At 47.6% G+C, this 17,153-nt stretch carries 19 protein-coding genes; 12 read left to right on the top strand and 7 right to left on the bottom strand.

The annotated features are described in order from the left end of the window. Positions 1-3: 3 nt before the first annotated feature. The 4 genes from HP401_RS12595 (at position 4) to HP401_RS12580 (ending at position 4,174) form a co-directional block, all read left to right on the top strand. Positions 4-984 carry an alpha-ketoacid dehydrogenase subunit beta gene (locus HP401_RS12595; RefSeq protein ID WP_015891587.1) on the top strand — a complete coding sequence of 327 codons (981 nt, stop codon included), beginning with the start codon at positions 4-6 and terminating at the stop codon, positions 982-984. A gap of 101 nt (positions 985-1,085) precedes the next feature. After that, positions 1,086-2,474: a dihydrolipoamide acetyltransferase family protein gene (locus tag HP401_RS12590; protein WP_173605235.1), complete on the top strand. Its 1,389-nt coding sequence runs from the start codon at positions 1,086-1,088 to the stop codon at positions 2,472-2,474. Between the two features lie 6 nt (positions 2,475-2,480). Beyond that, entirely contained in the window at positions 2,481-3,890 is a 1,410-nt protein-coding gene (gene lpdA, locus HP401_RS12585; protein ID WP_016743458.1) for a dihydrolipoyl dehydrogenase, read from the top strand. A 122-nt stretch (positions 3,891-4,012) separates the two neighbouring features. Then, positions 4,013-4,174, top strand: a complete 162-nt coding sequence (locus tag HP401_RS12580) for an aspartyl-phosphate phosphatase Spo0E family protein (protein WP_015891584.1) — start codon at positions 4,013-4,015, stop codon at positions 4,172-4,174. Here the strand turns inward: HP401_RS12580 and HP401_RS12575 are convergent. Together HP401_RS12575 and HP401_RS12570 are read right to left on the bottom strand one after the other, a co-directional pair. After that, complete coding sequence (locus HP401_RS12575; protein WP_064202622.1) at positions 4,169-4,924, bottom strand: hypothetical protein; 756 nt, start codon at positions 4,922-4,924, stop codon at positions 4,169-4,171. The two genes, HP401_RS12580 and HP401_RS12575, sit on opposite strands and share 6 nt — an antisense overlap. 129 nt (positions 4,925-5,053) lie before the next feature. After that, complete coding sequence (locus HP401_RS12570) at positions 5,054-5,203, bottom strand: hypothetical protein (protein ID WP_015891582.1); 150 nt, start codon at positions 5,201-5,203, stop codon at positions 5,054-5,056. 234 nt (positions 5,204-5,437) lie between these two features. Here HP401_RS12570 and HP401_RS12565 point away from each other — a divergent pair, with 234 nt between their 5' ends. Both HP401_RS12565 and HP401_RS12560 read left to right on the top strand, forming a co-directional pair. Next, complete coding sequence (locus tag HP401_RS12565) at positions 5,438-6,295, top strand: HEPN domain-containing protein (RefSeq protein ID WP_142496709.1); 858 nt, start codon at positions 5,438-5,440, stop codon at positions 6,293-6,295. A gap of 38 nt (positions 6,296-6,333) precedes the next feature. Then, positions 6,334-7,905, top strand: a complete 1,572-nt coding sequence (locus HP401_RS12560; RefSeq protein WP_064202620.1) for an ABC-F family ATP-binding cassette domain-containing protein — start codon at positions 6,334-6,336, stop codon at positions 7,903-7,905. A gap of 44 nt (positions 7,906-7,949) precedes the next feature. Here the strand turns inward: HP401_RS12560 and HP401_RS12555 are convergent, their stop codons facing one another. Both HP401_RS12555 and HP401_RS12550 read right to left on the bottom strand, forming a co-directional pair. After that, on the bottom strand, positions 7,950-8,465 hold the full coding sequence (locus HP401_RS12555; RefSeq protein ID WP_173605234.1) for a DUF6886 family protein: 516 nt from the start codon (positions 8,463-8,465) through the stop codon (positions 7,950-7,952). A 37-nt stretch (positions 8,466-8,502) separates the two neighbouring features. After that, positions 8,503-9,573 (bottom strand): phosphodiester glycosidase family protein, encoded by a 1,071-nt coding sequence (locus HP401_RS12550; RefSeq protein ID WP_173605233.1) that lies wholly within the window; start codon positions 9,571-9,573, stop codon positions 8,503-8,505. Positions 9,574-9,707: 134 nt separating this feature from the next. On the opposite strand from HP401_RS12550, the gene HP401_RS12545 reads away from it, so the two are divergent. The 3 genes from HP401_RS12545 (at position 9,708) to HP401_RS12535 (ending at position 11,444) form a co-directional block, all read left to right on the top strand. Continuing rightward, entirely contained in the window at positions 9,708-9,851 is a 144-nt protein-coding gene (locus HP401_RS12545; protein ID WP_015891577.1) for a hypothetical protein, read from the top strand. Positions 9,852-10,001: 150 nt separating this feature from the next. Next, positions 10,002-11,252 carry a DEAD/DEAH box helicase gene (locus tag HP401_RS12540; RefSeq protein ID WP_173605232.1) on the top strand — a complete coding sequence of 417 codons (1,251 nt, stop codon included), beginning with the start codon at positions 10,002-10,004 and terminating at the stop codon, positions 11,250-11,252. Positions 11,253-11,288: 36 nt separating this feature from the next. Continuing rightward, on the top strand, positions 11,289-11,444 hold the full coding sequence (locus tag HP401_RS12535) for a hypothetical protein (protein WP_007718860.1): 156 nt from the start codon (positions 11,289-11,291) through the stop codon (positions 11,442-11,444). Between the two features lie 33 nt (positions 11,445-11,477). Here the strand turns inward: HP401_RS12535 and HP401_RS12530 are convergent, their stop codons facing one another. Continuing rightward, positions 11,478-12,320, bottom strand: a complete 843-nt coding sequence (locus tag HP401_RS12530) for a serine/threonine protein kinase (RefSeq protein ID WP_087349046.1) — start codon at positions 12,318-12,320, stop codon at positions 11,478-11,480. Between the two features lie 110 nt (positions 12,321-12,430). On the opposite strand from HP401_RS12530, the gene HP401_RS12525 reads away from it, so the two are divergent. From HP401_RS12525 to HP401_RS12515, 3 genes are all read left to right on the top strand, one after another. Further along, a complete protein-coding gene (locus HP401_RS12525; protein WP_015891573.1) occupies positions 12,431-13,546 on the top strand; it encodes a DUF3900 domain-containing protein in 1,116 nt (371 codons plus the stop codon). A 15-nt stretch (positions 13,547-13,561) separates the two neighbouring features. Then, positions 13,562-14,158 (top strand): DUF1444 family protein, encoded by a 597-nt coding sequence (locus HP401_RS12520; protein WP_173605231.1) that lies wholly within the window; start codon positions 13,562-13,564, stop codon positions 14,156-14,158. A 63-nt stretch (positions 14,159-14,221) separates the two neighbouring features. Next, positions 14,222-15,151, top strand: coding sequence for a TIM barrel protein (locus tag HP401_RS12515; protein WP_173605230.1), 930 nt, complete (start codon positions 14,222-14,224; stop codon positions 15,149-15,151). Here the strand turns inward: HP401_RS12515 and HP401_RS12510 are convergent. Next, positions 15,118-16,062 (bottom strand): hypothetical protein, encoded by a 945-nt coding sequence (locus HP401_RS12510; protein ID WP_173605229.1) that lies wholly within the window; start codon positions 16,060-16,062, stop codon positions 15,118-15,120. The two genes, HP401_RS12515 and HP401_RS12510, sit on opposite strands and share 34 nt — an antisense overlap. Positions 16,063-16,083: 21 nt before the next feature. Continuing rightward, entirely contained in the window at positions 16,084-17,139 is a 1,056-nt protein-coding gene (locus HP401_RS12505; protein ID WP_173605228.1) for a DUF2515 family protein, read from the bottom strand. Positions 17,140-17,153 lie beyond the last annotated feature (14 nt).

Here is a 17,153-nt window from a genome sequence, read left to right as displayed (position 1 = left end):
GCCATGGCACAAATGACAATGGTTCAAGCCATTACGGATGCAATGCGCGTAGAGTTGAAGCGCGATGAAACCGTTCTTGTCTTCGGTGAAGACGTAGGTAACAACGGCGGGGTGTTCCGTGCAACAGAAGGTCTGCAAGCTGAGTTCGGTGAGCAGCGCGTATTCGATACGCCACTCGCTGAGTCCGGAATCGGCGGTTTGGCTGTCGGTCTTTCCATCAACGGCTTCCGTCCAGTAGCAGAAATTCAGTTCTTCGGTTTCGTATTTGAAACGTTTGATGCTGTAGCATCCCAATCTTCCCGTATGCGTTACCGTTCTGGTGGTCGCTTCTCGAGCCCTATTACATTCCGCTCCCCATTTGGTGGCGGTGTAAAAACGCCTGAACTGCATGCGGACTCTTTGGAAGGTTTGATGCTGCAAACTCCGGGACTGAAAGTGGTTATCCCTTCCAACCCATATGATGCAAAAGGACTGTTGATCTCCGCGATTCGCGACAACGATCCAGTTGTATTCCTTGAGCACATGAAGCTGTACCGTTCCTTCCGTCAAGAAGTTCCAGAAGGAGAGTACACGATTCCACTTGGCAAGGCAAACGTAGTAAAAGAAGGTAGCGATGTTACCATCATCACCTATGGTGCGATGGTGCATACCAGCCTGAAAGCAGCAGAAGAAATCGAGAAAGCGCGTGGAGCAAAAGTAGAAGTAATCGACCTGCGCACCATCAGCCCACTCGATATCGATACCATCGTAGCTTCTGTGAAGAAAACAAACCGTGCGATTGTTGTTCAAGAAGCACAAAAAACGTCTGGTGTTGCGGCAGAAATCATCACGCAAATCAACGAGCGTGCGATCCTGCACCTCGAAGCACCAGTACTGCGTATTACAGCACCAGATACCGTTTACCCGTTTGCTCAAGCAGAAGATGTATGGCTGCCTGACGTAAAACGCGTAGTAGATGGTCTGACACAAGTCCTCGATTTTTAATTGAGAAACAGACATAATGGCGGAAAAGTTGAAAGCTTTCCGCCTTCTTTTGGGAAATATAGGCTTACTACTATGGCGAAGTGTTATAAGGAGGAGATACTGTGAGTCGTTTTACATTCAGACTCCCGGAGCTCGGCGAGGGTATCCATGAAGGCGAAATCGTCAAATGGCACGTACAGCCAGGAGATTCCGTAGAAGAAGACCAAGTAATCATGGAAGTACAAAATGACAAGGCGGTTGTAGAAGTACCGTCGCCTGTTAAAGGGAAAGTTATCGAGCTGAAAGTAACCGAGGGTACGGTTTCCGTAGTCGGCGATCCACTGATCGAGTTTGACGTAGAAGGCGAAATTCCGAACCTGCCAGACCATGGTCATGGCGATTCCCATGCTGCTGAAGCGGCACCAGCGCCTCAAGCTGCAGAAAAAATGGAGCCAGGCTGCGACATCGGTTCCCAAGTGAGCGCAAATGCGAACCAAGCACTGGAAACGCCAATGGCACAAGCAACTGCAACAGCAGTAGCGGCACCGATTGACCGTAAGCAAGTGTTGGCTACACCTTCCGTTCGTAAATACGCTCGCGAAAAAGGCGTTCAATTGGCTAACGTACCTGGTACAGGCAAATTGGGTCGCATCACACGCGATGACGTAGATCGCTTCGTATCTGGTGGAGCAGCAGCACCAACTGCACAAGCAGCGGCAGCTCCAGTAGCTACTGAAGCTCCTGCAGCAGCTACAGGTGTAGCACAAGCAGCAGCGGCTCCAACTGTTCACCACGCACCTACAGCAGGCGAGCTGGAAGAGCGCGTTCCGCTGAAAGGTATGCGTAAAGCAATCGCGAAAGCAATGGTGAAATCCGCTTACACAGCACCACACGTTACTATCTTCGACGAAGTGGATGTTACAGCGCTTGTCGCTATGCGTAAAGATGCGAAGCCACTTGCTGAAGAGCGCGGTGTGAAGCTGACTTACTTGCCTATGATCGTGAAAGCAGTTGTAGCTGGTCTGAAGAAATTCCCAGAACTCAACGCTTCTATCGACGATGAGAAACAAGAAATCATCTTCAAAAAGTACTACAACATCGGTATCGCTACCTCGACAGAAGATGGTTTGCTCGTTCCAGTTGTGAAATCCGCTGACAGCAAATCCATTTTCCAAATCGCAGGCGAAATCGGCGAGCTGGCGAAGAAAGCACGTGACCGCAAAGCAACTGCAGATGAGTTGAAAGGTTCTACTTTCAGCATCACAAACATCGGTTCTGCTGGCGGTATGTTCTTCACGCCAATCATTAATCATCCAGAAGTAGCAATTTTGGGTGTTGGCCGCATTAGCGAAAAACCGGTTGTGAAAAATGGAGAAATTGCGGTAGGTCAAATGTTGCACCTGTCCTTGAGCTTTGACCACCGCTTGGTTGATGGCGAACCTGCACAGCGTTTCGTCAACTACGTGAAGCAGCTCCTTGAAAACCCAACGCTGCTCGTCATGGAGGGATAAGAGACAATGGTAGTAGGTGAATTTACTACAGAGGTTGACGTACTCGTAATCGGTGCCGGTCCAGGTGGATATGTTGCAGCGATTCGTGCAGCTCAACTTGGTAAAACAGTAGCTGTCGTGGAAAAAGCTGAGCTGGGCGGTGTGTGCCTGAACGTAGGTTGCATCCCTTCCAAAGCGATGATCCACGCTGCACACACATATGAGCACACACAACATACAGAATCCATGGGTATCACCATGGAAAATGTAAAAGTGGATTTTGCCAAAGTACAAGAGTGGAAAAGCGGCATCGTGAAGCAACTGACTGGCGGCGTAGGCTCCCTCTTCAAAGGCCACAAAATCCAGGTAATCCCTGGTGAAGCGCTGTTTGTAAGTGAAAATGAAGTGCGTGTATTCCACGGTTATGATGTCAACCGTTATCGCTTCCAGCATTGCATCATTGCAACTGGTTCGCGTCCAATCGAGTTGCCTGCATTCCCGTTTGGCAAACGCGTAATGTCTTCTACTGAAGCGCTGTCCTTGACTGAACTGCCGAAGAGCCTTGTGGTAATCGGCGGCGGATACATCGGTATCGAGCTTGGTACTGTGTTCGCGAAGTTTGGTACAAAAGTTACGATTTTGGAAGGTTCCGATCAAATCTTGCCAGGATTTGAGCCAGACATGCCACGTTTGGTGGAACGCAAGCTGAAAAAGCTCGACGTTACCATCCATACAAAAGCATTGGCACAAGGAATGGAAGAGACAGAAAACGGCGTGATCGTAACTGCAGAAGTAAAAGGCGAGCAACAAAAAATCGAGGCAGAATACGTACTCGTTACTGTTGGACGCCGTCCGAATACAGATGAACTCGGTATTCGCGATATCGGCATGAACATGACTGACCGTGGGTTGATCGTTGTCGACAAGCAAGGCCGCACGAGCATTCCTAACGTGTACGCGATCGGGGATATCGTAGCAGGTCCTGCATTGGCTCATAAAGCTTCCTACGAAGGTAAGGTTGCTGCTGAGGCGATTGCTGGCCATCCTGCAGAAGTTGACTACAAGGCGATTCCAGCGGTTGTATTCTGCGATCCAGAAATCGCAAGCGTTGGAATCAATGAGAAAGAAGCAAAAGAAAAAGGCATCGACTATATTGTAGGTCGTTTCCCATTCGCAGCAAACGGTCGCGCTCTGTCTGTAAATGCAGGCGAAGGTTATGTGAAGCTGATTGCAGAAAAAGAAACGAATCTCGTATTGGGTGCGCAAATCGTTGGTCCAGAAGCATCCAACATCATCGCAGAGATCGGATTGGCGATTGAAATGGGCGCAACACTCGAAGACATCGAGCTGACCATCCACGCACATCCAACACTGGGTGAAGTAACAATGGAAGCTGCTGAATTGGCTCTGGGTCGTCCGATCCACGTCATGAAATAAGAAGTGGAAAAAGCCTTGTGCCGGAAATGGGTGCAAGGCTTTTTCTTCCACATCTTCCCCTTTCCACCTGATCTTAAATAATGTAAAATAGTGGGAGACAACGTTAGGTGGAGGTCTGCAGCATGGAAATTACGAGTCGGATGATTGATGACTTGCGACTAAAACTAGAGCGCGCAGCAAAAGATGCAGGTTACAATTTTCTTGACCCTGAAATCGTGAGAATCAGCCAACAATTAGATAAATTAATTGTCGCACATATGCAACATGAAAAACGCCCTTCATGAGGGCGTTTTTGGTTGAGTGGGTACTTCCGAGATGGAATAAAGCAAATGGGCATTCCAGCCTTTTTTCGTAAGCGTGGGCTCTTGGGCATAATAATAGCTAGGATATAAAATCAGATGCTGCGCATCATAGCTAGGACCATTACTCGGACAGGTAAGCCGATGGGTTTCTGTATCATAAGTAATTGTGGGAGAAATGGATTGCAGATAGGTAGTAAGGGATTTGATTCCTTGTAAAGAGTAATAAATCCGTTCAGCTTCACGAACAAATTTTGGAGCAATCGCCTCCCAATTCGCCTCAAAAAATAGCTGCCAATAAGATGAAACGAACAGGCTAAAACGGCCTTTCACATAATCGGCATCTTCTTCTAAATCGAAGGCAACTACAGGAGCATCGTGATGCAATATCCACTCCTCCAAGATCGGTTTTATACTGCGCACAAAATGATCGGTGGGAAGTGTTACGAAGTACTCATATTGATCATCGACAGCCATTACACCTTTTGTATGTAAGGGGTCAAATGAGTCAGGGATCCCATATCGAAAGAGGGGGACAAAATAGCCCCATTCTTTTAAAAGACGGGCAGACTCAAACTGCTCTACTTTTTCTTCCGTCCAATGCGCAAATCGCTCGGGAGGTGTCTCTTGGGCAAGTGTATACAAACTAGCAGCCATCTCGTACAGCGGAGAAACACTATAGCTGATCAAATTGGAAAGAGGGCTATGATTGCCCGGAAGTGGAATGGTGATCATCTTCACTTAACCTCCATCAAGGATACTAAATTTATCATAGTGCATCCTTGTGGGACAATTCAATCATTTTTGATGTAAAAAAAAGGAAGGGTAGAGGCACCTGACTGCAATGGAGCCAGGTGCCATTCATTATCCTTCGCGTGTTTGAATGGAGCGAGAATGATTTTGCTGCTTCACTTTTTTTGAGCCGGGCTGGGGTTCGCCAGTCTGTTCTAGCGGGCGGGCTACATTATTGTAAGTTTGATGCGGATTTTCATCTAGAATATGGTCCTTTTCCATAAAATCAACTCCTTCTTTACCTAGTTTGGCGTAAACACATGATGACGAATCATAGGAAATGCTGGTATTCTATAATGAGGTTGTTCCAAACTCGTATGGTAAGGAAGCATGTCCACATTTAGAAGGAATTGATATGTTGTCAAAATTACAGAATGGCACGATACTGTTTATAGAACATAATATTTATTATGTAAACAATAAACGAGCTCTGCTGGTCTGGAAGGAGCGAGAACTATGCCAGTTTTAATCGCCCCCGTATTCAATTCAACAACAGCACAGCCCGTTCGGATCGATTTGCCTAATTCGTACACGCTCATATCCGGCGCAAAGAGGCCATATGAGATCGCTTCTCGTTTTTTACGCAATGAGATGGACGAGAACAAGCGAACCTTTGATTTGCGTGTAGATCCCAGCAGTTTATTTTTAGTTGGGGATCACGAAGAGATGAAAGTAACGGATGATCGGGTGTGGATTGAAGAAATCGAAAATAAGCTGAATCTAGCGTGCACAACGGGGACTTGTTCGATTCCTTACATCATCACGGTCAATGGCAATATGTATGGTATTACGTATTTGAAGCGATCGCTTGATGGTGACAAGTACTCATTTGATGATGAAACGGCGGGTATTTTTACTTCATTAGTGGAACAGAAGCTGCCATCCCTTGCTTTTCGTCGCTATGCGCTCTCGCTGGAGAAGAAAAACTACGAGGATCAGTTGTTGGATCTGTGGATTGCATTAGAATCTTTGTTCGTTCCCGATGGCAAAAAAGGCGAGATTACCTATAAATTGCGTGTCCGAATGGCGTACTATTTTGGAGAAACTGCCTTGCAGCGTGAACAGATTGCACAGTTTGTAAAAAAATCGTACAATCATCGCTCAGAGATTGTGCATAGCGGAAAGCTGTTTGGTGACAAGCTGGCAAAAGAAGTCACGATTCTGAGGGCGATGACAAGAGCCGCGATTTTGAATATCGCCGGGGAAAGCATCAACCTTCAGGATATGCGTGTCAGGTTGGACGAGTTGGCATTTACGGGCGAATCTTATGTGGCAAGGTACGCTCCTACTTTTTTTGAAAGAATTTTGTTGTAAGCCTCATAGAGGAAACAGATCAGGAGGAAGAATAGAGCATGAGTGTTTTGATCGTAGAGAATTTGTCCCATGGCTTTGGGGACCGTGTTTTGTTTCGCGATGTATCTTTCCGTTTGCAACCAAATGACCGTGTAGGACTCGTAGGCGCAAATGGTACCGGAAAATCAACGATGATGGGGATTTTGACAGGTCAAAACTTGCCTGATAACGGTCGCATTGAATGGATGCCCAAAATCGAATACGGGTATTTGGACCAGCATACCAAGCTGCAAGCTGGGAAAACGATTCGTGACGTACTCAAGGATGCCTTCCTGCCGTTGTTGGAGCAAGAGGCTGAACTGATGACGATTGGTGAAAAGATGGCTGAGGCATCTCCAGAGGAACTGGAAGAATTGCTGGAGCGCATGGGCGAAATTCAAGACAAGCTGGAAACGAGCGGCTTTTATTTGATCGATGCAAAAGTAGATGAAATTGCCAACGCTTTGGGTTTGAGTGCAATCGGTTTGGAGCGCGATGTTGCATCCCTCTCCGGTGGTCAGCGTACCAAGGTTCTTTTGGCAAAATTGCTGCTGGAACAACCAACTGTTCTGTTGCTGGATGAGCCGACAAACTATTTGGACGAAGAGCATATCGTCTGGTTGAAAAACTACTTGAAGGAATATCCTTACGCTTTCATGCTGATTTCCCATGACACGACCTTCATGAACGAAGTCGTGAATGTGATTTATCATTTGGAATTTACCAAGTTGAATCGTTACACAGGGAACTACGAATCCTTCCTGGCACAGTCTGAGACAAAACGCAGTCAGCACTTTGACGCATTTGAGAAGCAGCAGGAAGAAATCGCTAAAATGGAAGACTTTATTGCGCGCAATAAGGCACGTGCGTCTACTACCGGCCGCGCGAAGAGCCGTCAAAAGCAGCTCGATAAAATGGATCGCATCGACAAGCCGGAAACGGCTGCGAAACCTTCGTTTATCTTTAAGGAATCCCGGGCAAGTAGCCGTTTTGTCATCGAGGCTGAAAACCTGGAGATCGGATATTCGCATGCATTGCTGCCAAAGCTTAGTGTGAAGCTGGAGCGCGGTGAAAAAGTAGCGATTGTCGGAATGAACGGTGTCGGTAAGTCTACCCTGCTGAAAACGTTGCTGGGTGTGATTCCTCCGCTGGGTGGAAAGCTGGAGAAAGGCGATTTCCTCCATCCTGCTTACTTCGAGCAAGAAGTGAAGGCGAAGCCAATTACTGCACTTGACGATGTATGGAATGAGTTCCCGTCCATGAATAACCATGAGGTTCGCGGAGCGCTGGCACGTTGTGGCTTGAAAAATGAGCATATCAATCGTAACATGAACGCTCTGTCCGGGGGCGAGCAAGCAAAAGTTCGTCTCTGTAAATTACTGCAGCGCGAAAGCAACTGGCTGGTATTTGACGAGCCGACGAACCACTTGGATGTCGTCGCCAAGGAAGAGCTCAAGCGTTCCTTGAAGGAGTTCAAGGGGACCGTCCTTCTCGTATGCCACGAACCTGAATTTTATGAGGATTGGGTTACACAAACGTGGGATGTTGAGAAATGGAGTTTGGAGCAGGCAAAAACACCGATTAAATTGTAAAAGCAAAAACAGGCAGCCACCATCAGGTGAGACTGCCTGTTTTTTTATGTGAGCGACGCATTCCGCAAACGGATCATGGAATAGTGCAGACTGCTTTGTAGCAATGAATCTCGGAGCGGCATCAACGAAGGGGTGATTCGCAATTCAATATCCGATCGGCTAAGACAGTGTACAAGGTCATCTAATGGCCTTACGTCTAGTGGCGAAACAGTTACTTCTGACAAATAGTAGCCTGCACCTTCGTCCCAGCTATAAAAAGATTCTGGAGAGAAGGTATATTCATACAGCGTAGTTTGTGAAACCGCGGGATACCATTTGCTTTCGATCGCAATAACCATTTTGGCACTCGTCAAGCCAAGAAAGCGCTCGACGTCTGCCGGCTCAGAATTTGCTTTTTTGTAGAAGCAAATCCTCGGGCAATCCCGCGGTAAATAATACATCGGAGCTCGTTCTGCATCAATCGCCCATACAGCCGGAGCAAGTGTGGGGTGAGAGGGATGCGCACGTGGCTGAAAAATCGTAATGGCTGGGTCTTCACTATAGTGAAACAATTTGTCCAAGAATTTGAAACCTCCTCAAAATCAACCCTGCCGTTTTCTAAAAAACTGCCCACGCATTTGGCAAATAGCGGCCTCGATGATAGGGAGAAGACGTCTTCGTGATGGCCTCACCATTGTGGAGCATCATAGAGCTGGAACCTCCGTCCATGGCCATTGCCGTAACCACACCCCGCTCAGCTAATAGTTCCGCCATGTCGTTCATGCTCGCCCCGATGGAATGCCCGGGTTGGCGACCGTCAATGACTGCAAATACAATTGTCCCGTCTTCTTTTTGTCCAATCGCGGTACGCGGCTGAATGCCCCAGCTCTTGGCAGGCTTTCCTTCAAACATATTTTTCCCGTTTACAATTAACTGCGGACGGAAGCTCACAGCGTCACGCACGCCCATCTTCACGAGTTGTTCGGCCGAGTAGCTGCCTGTAATCAGTTTACCGTCATAGGTAAGCCCTAACGCAGTTTCTCCGCTTCTCGGGTTGTAGCCCTGCAAAATCTTTCCTTCGTGGATAACGACGCCGTAAGCTCGTGCTCCTTTGCCGTAGCCGTCTGGGTCTGCGAATCCACTCGCATTGACGATCCCGATGGCTCCTGTTTTCTTTACAAACTCATCGAGCAAATCTCCACGGTCCTTGCGATTCGTGACGACGAGCCGTACTCTGCTCGGGTCGCTAATGTACATGATTTTTCCTTTAAAGTAATAACTGCCTTTCGAGACATCAATTTCCTCGATCTCGATTAGCTCTTTTGGTTTCTCTGGAAGTGTGACGGTTACCAGATTCGATCTCGGCAGAATAGTAGGTCCTGCCGTGGCTGAGCCTGTATCCTCAGAATTGATAACGGTCGGATGTGTAATTTGCTGCTTTAGTTCTTTCAGTTTTTCATCGGGTAAAAATGTATAAGGGGCCCAGTAATCGTGCTGGGTTGTCAACAAAGTACCTGCCGCCCACTCGCGTAATTCTACGCCGTTTTTCGTTCCAAATAAAAAAATAATTCCCAGTAGAGCCAAGGTTGTAAAGGTTAAGGCTGTGCCAAGTATCCATTTCTTAACCCAACGCCATGGTCTTTTGCGCTTGGCTCGCTTGCGTGAGCGAGTCCGAGACAACGTCTCCATTCATGATTCACATCCATCTAACAAAATGTACTAGAGTTATCATTCCTATATGAAGAGACGCATGACCAGGAAAAAGGTTTCAGGAAAATAATATGTGATCAGCCTGGTCAAAATAAGAGTAGGAGGTGATAGGTGTGCGTGACTATGATGCGGAGTTTCAAAAGGAAGTAGAGGAGTACATGGAAAGTCCAAAAGGGACACGTAACCAAACCACCAGCCGGGACCGTCAAGACCAGGGTGAGAAGCAGGAAACCCGTTTCGATTCCAATAACGGGTAGAAGGAAGGTCAGGCGAAGTCCAATGCGGATTTCGCCTGTTTTTTTATCTCGAAAATGACCTTGACTCACGAGGACTGGCTTACCTCTGTATTCTACCTGCAAAGTGTGGTAAGCTTACCCAATGCACCACTTTATGCCAGGAGGGTTTTTGTGAGCACCACGTTTGCAGATTTACAAATTAGCGCACCGCTGTTGACTATATTGCGAGAGCGAAAAATGGAAACACCGACACCGGTACAGAGTGAAGCCATTCCGTTGATTATGGCTGGTCGAGATGCCTTGGTGGAGTCACCGACAGGGACAGGCAAGACGTTTGCTTATCTATTGCCGATTTTATCGAAAGTCAATATGGAGCAAAAAGATGTACAGGCCATTGTACTTGCACCGACGCATGAGCTCGTTGTTCAGATTGCGCGGGAAGCAGAAAGCCTTCTGCCAGGGAAGGACACGGCTGTGATGTCTATTATTGGCGGTGTCGATGTGAAACGCCAAATCGAGAAACTGAAAAAGAAGCCTGTATTGATCGTAGCAACACCAGGAAGACTGTTGGAGCTGATTGAGCAGCGCAAGCTAAAGGTCCATGAAGTGAAGACAGTTGTTGTCGACGAGGCAGACCGTATGCTGGATGCAGGCTTTGGCAAGCCAGTCCAAGAGGTTATGAAAAAAACACTGCGTGATACGCAACGACTGTTATTCTCAGCGACAATCGCAGAGGAAGTCGTACATACGGCTGAGATTTTTACAAAAGACGCTGCCGTTATTCGTGCAGCGGCACCAGAAGGGGCCGCAGGAGTAGCACACATGTATTTGGTCACCGATCCACGCAAAAAGGTGGATACGCTCCGTCGTTTGCTGCGCCTCGTCAATGTTCGCTCCTCCATTGTTTTTGTCAACCAAATCGAAAAAGTGGACGAGATTGTATCGAAGCTCAATTACCACAATTTGTCGTGCAGACTCTTGCACCGTGATGCTACGAAAGAAGAGCGTGCCCGCACCCTGCAACAATTCCGGGACGGAGCATTCCCCGTGTTGATTACGACAGATGTATCGGCACGTGGCATTGATATTCCAGGTGTGGAATGTATTGTGCATTATGATCCTGCATCTGATGCGGATACGTACATTCATCGCAGTGGTCGAACTGGGCGAATGGGGCGTGCCGGACTGGTATTTTCGATCGTTACGCCACAGGAACAGTTCATCATCCAAAAATTTTCCAAGCAAACAGGCTTGCCTATCGCTGAAAAATTCATGACCCACGGAGCGCTGGAAGATCCGCGTCCTGTACGAAAGCCAGCGCCAACACAAAAGCCAGGAGCTCCAGCTAAAAATGCGAGCCCTGCCAAGCGGAATCAAAATCAAAATCGTGCACATAAGAAGGGCAGCTTTGGAACAAAGTAGGACAAGAAGCACACAACTTGTCTGCAGGAGGTTTCCATGCGCAAAGATCGGTTATATGAAGAGGATTTGCTGGTAAACGGCACAGTTGGTGGAGAAGTTCTGACGAAACACGAGCGACAAGTGCTGCGCCAGGAAGCAGGGGAACTGAAGGAAAAGATGGAACAGGCGAAACAAGAGCCGATTGCCGAATGAAGGACGAAGAAGAGCAGGGAGAATCCGTGAGGTCTACGGATGCCCTGCTCTTTTTTTATGGGAGTGGATCAAATAGCGATCTAGCTCTTCTAGCCAGTCCTGAACGCTCTCATAAGGGGCGTCCATTTGTAACAAACGCCGAATCATCATGCGAATCGGAGGAGATAAAGAAAGCTCCTCTTCCCAGCTTTTTTCTGGTGCGTCTGGTTCCGATTCGTATCCGGAATAGAGCAAAAATAAAAAGAAATGTCCCAATGCGTACAAATCACTGGAAGGAGCGACTTCACGCTTCAATTGTTTTTCAGACGGGTAGGCGGACAAGGTATCAGCCGTGTATGTCGGTCGATCACCAACGAACCTGGCGAGGCCAAAATCAATCAAGTACGGCTTGTCCCCTTTCCAGATGACGTTGGGAATCCGTACGTCGCGGTGAATCACATTTTGCATATGGAGGTAGGCCACGAGCTCCCCGATTTGGCGGATCCATTCGGCGCATTTTTGCTCATCAGCCACGATGTTTTGATCAAACAACATGTCTTCGAGTGTCGGGCCTGCTAGATAAGTCATGACTATAAACGAGTCTTGCCGGTAAGTAAAGGAATCCAGACAGCGAGGGAATTGCGGATGCGAGAGGGACATCAGCACCTTTTTTTCATAGGCCTGCATGGCTTCTCCTTTTGGTGTGTGACGCAGGCTTGGTTTCACTTGCTTCAGCACAACCTGATTACCTGTAGGGTTGTGCGTTGCGAGATATGCAATCCCGTAGCTTCCCATCCCCAGTACTTTTGTAATTTCATAGTGTCCTGCCAGGTGGCCGGGCCGATATGGCTTATCGCGTATTTTTTCGTTCCACCATGACTTCATACGAGTCCACATTGTCTGATTTTCCCCTCCTCCCTTCATCTTATCATGATTTGAAAAAGCTGACCTTTTTTTCAATAGGTTTGCTATAATCAGTTCGTTACATGCAGACGGGAGCGAAGGGTATGAATTTTACAATTGATTGGTTATCCTTTTATCTGATGGAACAGCCTGAAGAAGAGGATGGCATAAAACAAGTGCGGATGACGCGCTATTTGGGCCATGATGAATATCAGAAAAGCGAGCTGAAAGATTTTCTCGATGGGGAATTCGCCCGGATTGCGAAAAGAAAAGTCGAGATGAATCCGAAGACAGAAGGCACGCCGACAAAACTGGGTCAATTTGTGCTGGAGCCTGGACATCCATTGGACTCGAACCCTAACTATGCCCTCTTGAATCGATTGTTGGCAGCGGAGACACCAGGGGAGAGCAAGGAGCCCTGCCAGGAGTTGATTCAGTCGTATTTGCGAACCTCTCAGGTGAGAGGCGGGGTCATGATTGTGGTCCGGACGAGGCTGGATTTGATTGATGAACGCTATGTCTTTATTTTAAAATGCGATTTCGAACAAAAAACAGCAGTCATCACAGACGAGAAGAGCCTCATATCGAACGTACGCATGGCGATTAACGCCAAAAACATGAAATCACTGATGTATCCGTATATGATCGAATCGGGAATGAATGATCCTTATCACGTGAAAATTCATCAGTTCTCCCACGCACGGTATTTCGAGGAATTTCTGCGTTTTATCGAGTATCCGCAAACGATGACGCAGATCGTTTCTGAAGAAGTCATTTCATTGGCAAGACAGCACATTGAATATACGTATCCCGAAGAGTCGGAAGAACGGGTAAGGGAAGAGGAAGCCATCGAACTCATTGCCGCAAGTCCGAAGCGGGAGCTCGCAGAAAAATGGGAGCATGAGACTGTGATGGAAGCGATGCAAATCATTACAGATCGCCAACCAGAGGTCGAGCTGAAGTTCAAGCTGGACCATATGCAGATCCGCACATTATTGGCGGATTACGGTACCAACCTGCATATCGCGAAAGTAAACGGGCGTTATTTGGTATTGTTAGAAGGCGAGCAGCTACAATTCGAGCGTGGCATGTCCCCTGTTGAGTTTTTAAAGCCAAAGGCATTGACGGACATCGTGAAAGAAATCGAAGAGCGAAGCCAAAACGTTGCGTATACCCCAATGAGCACGCCAACGGAGGACGACGATAATCCACCTTGGTAATAAACGAGGAAGGGAGTGAGTAAGTTGGATCGACAACTGAAAGTAATCGGTCAAGAGCATTACATTTATCCGGTTTTGCGCCATGCCTCGATGATCAACAAGTACCCGGAGCGTTGGGTTGTGAAGGAACATACAGCAGATACGTACGTCCTGTACGCGCTAGATCAAGGGGAAGGCTACGCATTGATTGAGAAGAGGATGTTGCAGGAAGCAGGCTGGACGAGCGAGCAGCTTCATGCATACGCGATGGAAAACTTGCGAAAGCTCCCCTTTTCAGTGAAGTCACAAGAAGTAGGGGGCCAGCACATCCATTTTATTAGTCCGACAGACGGATATGCGGCAAGCCGAATTTTGCTGGATTCATTTCTGGCGGAGATGGATCAGAAAAAGCAAGGAGACTCGCTTGGTGTCGCGATTCCGCATCAGGATGTGCTGATTGTGGCGGATATGGCAGGAGAAGCTGGAGCCCATCTGTTAGCTCGTCTTACTTATGATTTTGCATCCAAAGGGCAAGTGCCGATTTCTGTCTTGCCTTTTTATTGGGAGGAAGGGGAATTGACCCCATTTCTCGTAGTGACGCACGACTCGGGTACAAAAATTGAAAGAAAGTAGAGCAAGCGCGGGGATAGACTTCCCGCGTTTTCTATACGGTGGAAAATCGGAGGAAACCCTCGAATGAAAAATTTCATGATTGGTCAATACGGAGGTTTTGATCAGGCAAAATACGCACGAGATTTTAAAGAGGGCTTTTACGGAATAGAGGCATGCTTATTTGAGTCGGAGGAGGATATCCGAATTTTGCAGCGCGAATCACAAGCAAAAGGATTTGCGGTCGGTGTTCATTTTCCACTGCGTGCAGGTCAATCCGAGCTGCGGGATGCTCTATTCATGGATGCTGATGATCAGACGAGAGCAGAGGCGTTTCAAAGGATAGAGAGGGAACTGGCGTATATGGCATTCCTTTCGCCAACCTATGTCTTATTCCACTATCCGAAGCCTGTCATTTTGGATGATCGCGTCGACTGGAATGTTTGGCGTTTTCATGATTCGCGAGATTTTGTTTGGGAGCAAGTCTACACAGAAGCAGAGTTTCAATCACGTAGTGAGCAGGTGTTTGCGTGGTTAGCTGAGAAAGGCAAGGAGTTTCACTTCACACCAGTCCTTGAATTCGATGCACTCAACCGATATGTGTATGAGACAAAATTTTTAGAGGACTTGCTGCAGAAATACCCAACGATCAAGCTCTGTCTCGATACGGGCCGATTGTTCCTGCAAGAAAAAATCGACCCGTTTTTCGATGCGCGTCAGGTCATCCAAACGTATACGAAATATTCGTTTAGCATTCATTTGAAGAGTATGAAGGTGACCGCGAGTGGGGTTGAATTCGTTCACTTTCCCGTTCTTCCCGAATGGAAACCAGAAGAAGGGTGGGCACCGATTGAGGACTACCTGACAATCATCCGGAAGGAAAACCCGCACGTAAAGATCATGTTCGAGCATCGTTCCGACCAAGTTACAGACGAACAGCTCGAGCGTTGCTATCGTTGGGTAAAGGACCTCCTATCTGAACCTCATGAAGCCACTTCAAGTAGTAACTCGATATAGCGTCCGGCATCTTGAAGCAGCCAGTACGGGTACCTCGGACCGTGTATGTACAAATCTGTAGCGGTCACGAGCATGGTCCTCACCCGTGTTTTATCACCCATCAACTGCGCGCATACCCCCATCGTCATCCAAGGGTATAAATCACCAGTCTGAAACGTATCGAAGTGCGGGAAAGCGTCTGTGATCCTTTGGTAGAGTAGCGAAGCCGTATTGGCATCTGTCATGCTGTAGACAATAGGAAACGCTTGGGAAGTAACGTCCGGGTACCATTTTCGCCAGCCGGGGTACGTGCGATCATACATGGCATACGACTTACGAATTCGACTGTACATTCCACGGATGCCGAGCACACAGGCTCTCGCACGTGAAGCCGCTTCCTCGGCAGCCTCCACATCTCCGATCAACGAAAATAAATACGAAGCATCTGCCAGTCCTTTGGCCACCTCGCAATTGTCCATCAAATATTTGACCCGATACGAACGCTTCGCCCAGGTCAGACCGTCCTTCTGTTGAAGGCGGGCAACTGCTCGGAGAAGGGATAAGAGTGTAGCGTGGTTGGCATACAGCCAGTCCATATGCCCCGTTGCTCGTATCCATTCTGCTAGCAGGCTAAAATAGGTGGTGTGGTAGCTATCTTCGCTATCATTTGTGCCGGTATCGATTTCTTTGTCCTGTTCAAGACGAAAATCATTGATATAGCCGTCCGCATTCAGGTTTTGTAAATACCAATCGAGATGACCCCGAACAGCCTCTACCTCCTTCATACGGATGAGGGAAACAATTCCGAGGTTAGTAAAGTACGGATTGATTTGGTCACGTTGGGGGCCAAGGCGAAAGGTACCACTCGGCAATTGGCAGGATAGCAAAAAACTTGTTTGATTCAACGCCATTTCTTGCATCCATTTTTCCATGAGGCTGACCTCCTCTCCAAGCTACGTGATTGCTGAGACGAGTTTGACTCCGTATTCGATCCATTGCAGCGAACGCACATAAGAATCACTGTCGATGGAAGGCAGTGAAGCGGGTTCATTCACGACCTTGTGCCAATTTTCATCTCGAAACCAATCTACCCCATCTGCCGGATCGTGTCCATAATCAGCCCATGCATCTTGAAGACGGGGGCTGTAAATCTTCGGGCTTCCTTCTAGCAACTCATGTCCATCCAAGCGTAGTTGATACGCATCATCTGTGGTGGAAGGAGTATGATGAGGGGTGAACAAATGCGGCCAATAATCTGCTCGGGAGCCAGTATGAGGAATACGAGAGCAGTAGGAGACCATTTTTTCGGAGCGGAAAGAATCCCCAAACAATTGCTGATACAACGTTTTTCCGATCTGAATGCGGTTTCTGATGTCGGGAAAATGATGAACATGTAACCCGATCAAACTAAGCCGGCGATCAGTAGAATGCGCTTTATAGGGAATGAGCACTTGATTCATCGAGAGAGCAGATTGAGCAACGAATGCAAACGAACTGAAAATGCGATTTAGTGTAAACGGCTTCTGTACGACACGTTGTTCGATATATTGCTGTTCATTGACGATGAGAGCATGTGTAAGGCGCGCGCTTTCTTTGGTTGCGAGGAACTCTTGCCAATACGATTGCATAAAGACTGAAACACCAAGTGGTGCCAAAAGCTTTGTTAAATCTGTCCCCGTTCGTTTCATCTCCGCATACAGAAGCAATTGCGGATAGGCATCCTGAAAAATCAGCCAGTTAGATCTTTCCAAAAACCAAAAAAACGGCTCAATTGCATGTGCGTCCATAATAAGCGGTAGCCATTCTCCTTTTAAATCGGTCATGTTCCACCCGCCATTTCGTGAGACCAGATGGGCCAATAACGCCCAGTGAACCTCTTGATGCTCGAGATAAAAGGCGAGGTATGCTTGTGTGCGGGTGACATTGTTACGATTGGCTTTGGTCGTTGCTTGTCTGATGTGAGCAACCAGGTGTTGCTCGGAAATTTCCGTTAAGGTCGTATCTGTCATGTATGGGTAGCTCC

Origin of the sequence: Brevibacillus sp. HB2.2 (assembly GCF_013284275.1) — a bacterium.
Taxonomy (GTDB): Bacteria; Bacillota; Bacilli; order Brevibacillales; family Brevibacillaceae; genus Brevibacillus; species Brevibacillus brevis_D.
The sequence above is the reverse complement of the archived record's forward strand: the minus strand, read 5'-3'. Positions and strand labels throughout refer to the sequence as shown.

Bases quoted from the DNA above. Each gene is read 5' to 3' on its own strand.
- HP401_RS12575 (WP_064202622.1), bottom strand. From the start codon at position 4,924: ATGATCACCATTCCACTTCCGGGCAATCATAGCCCTCTTTCCAATTTG.
- HP401_RS12525 (WP_015891573.1), top strand. From the start codon at position 12,431: ATGAATTTTACAATTGATTGGTTATCCTTTTATCTGATGGAACAGCCT.
- HP401_RS12550 (WP_173605233.1), bottom strand. From the start codon at position 9,573: ATGGAGACGTTGTCTCGGACTCGCTCACGCAAGCGAGCCAAGCGCAAA.
- HP401_RS12510 (WP_173605229.1), bottom strand. From the start codon at position 16,062: ATGGAAAAATGGATGCAAGAAATGGCGTTGAATCAAACAAGTTTTTTG.
- HP401_RS12595 (WP_015891587.1), top strand. From the start codon at position 4: ATGGCACAAATGACAATGGTTCAAGCCATTACGGATGCAATGCGCGTA.
- HP401_RS12565 (WP_142496709.1), top strand. From the start codon at position 5,438: ATGCCAGTTTTAATCGCCCCCGTATTCAATTCAACAACAGCACAGCCC.
- HP401_RS12560 (WP_064202620.1), top strand. From the start codon at position 6,334: ATGAGTGTTTTGATCGTAGAGAATTTGTCCCATGGCTTTGGGGACCGT.
- HP401_RS12505 (WP_173605228.1), bottom strand. From the start codon at position 17,139: ATGACAGATACGACCTTAACGGAAATTTCCGAGCAACACCTGGTTGCT.
- lpdA (WP_016743458.1), top strand. From the start codon at position 2,481: ATGGTAGTAGGTGAATTTACTACAGAGGTTGACGTACTCGTAATCGGT.
- HP401_RS12580 (WP_015891584.1), top strand. From the start codon at position 4,013: ATGGAAATTACGAGTCGGATGATTGATGACTTGCGACTAAAACTAGAG.
- HP401_RS12530 (WP_087349046.1), bottom strand. From the start codon at position 12,320: ATGTGGACTCGTATGAAGTCATGGTGGAACGAAAAAATACGCGATAAG.
- HP401_RS12535 (WP_007718860.1), top strand. From the start codon at position 11,289: ATGCGCAAAGATCGGTTATATGAAGAGGATTTGCTGGTAAACGGCACA.
- HP401_RS12515 (WP_173605230.1), top strand. From the start codon at position 14,222: ATGAAAAATTTCATGATTGGTCAATACGGAGGTTTTGATCAGGCAAAA.
- HP401_RS12570 (WP_015891582.1), bottom strand. From the start codon at position 5,203: ATGGAAAAGGACCATATTCTAGATGAAAATCCGCATCAAACTTACAAT.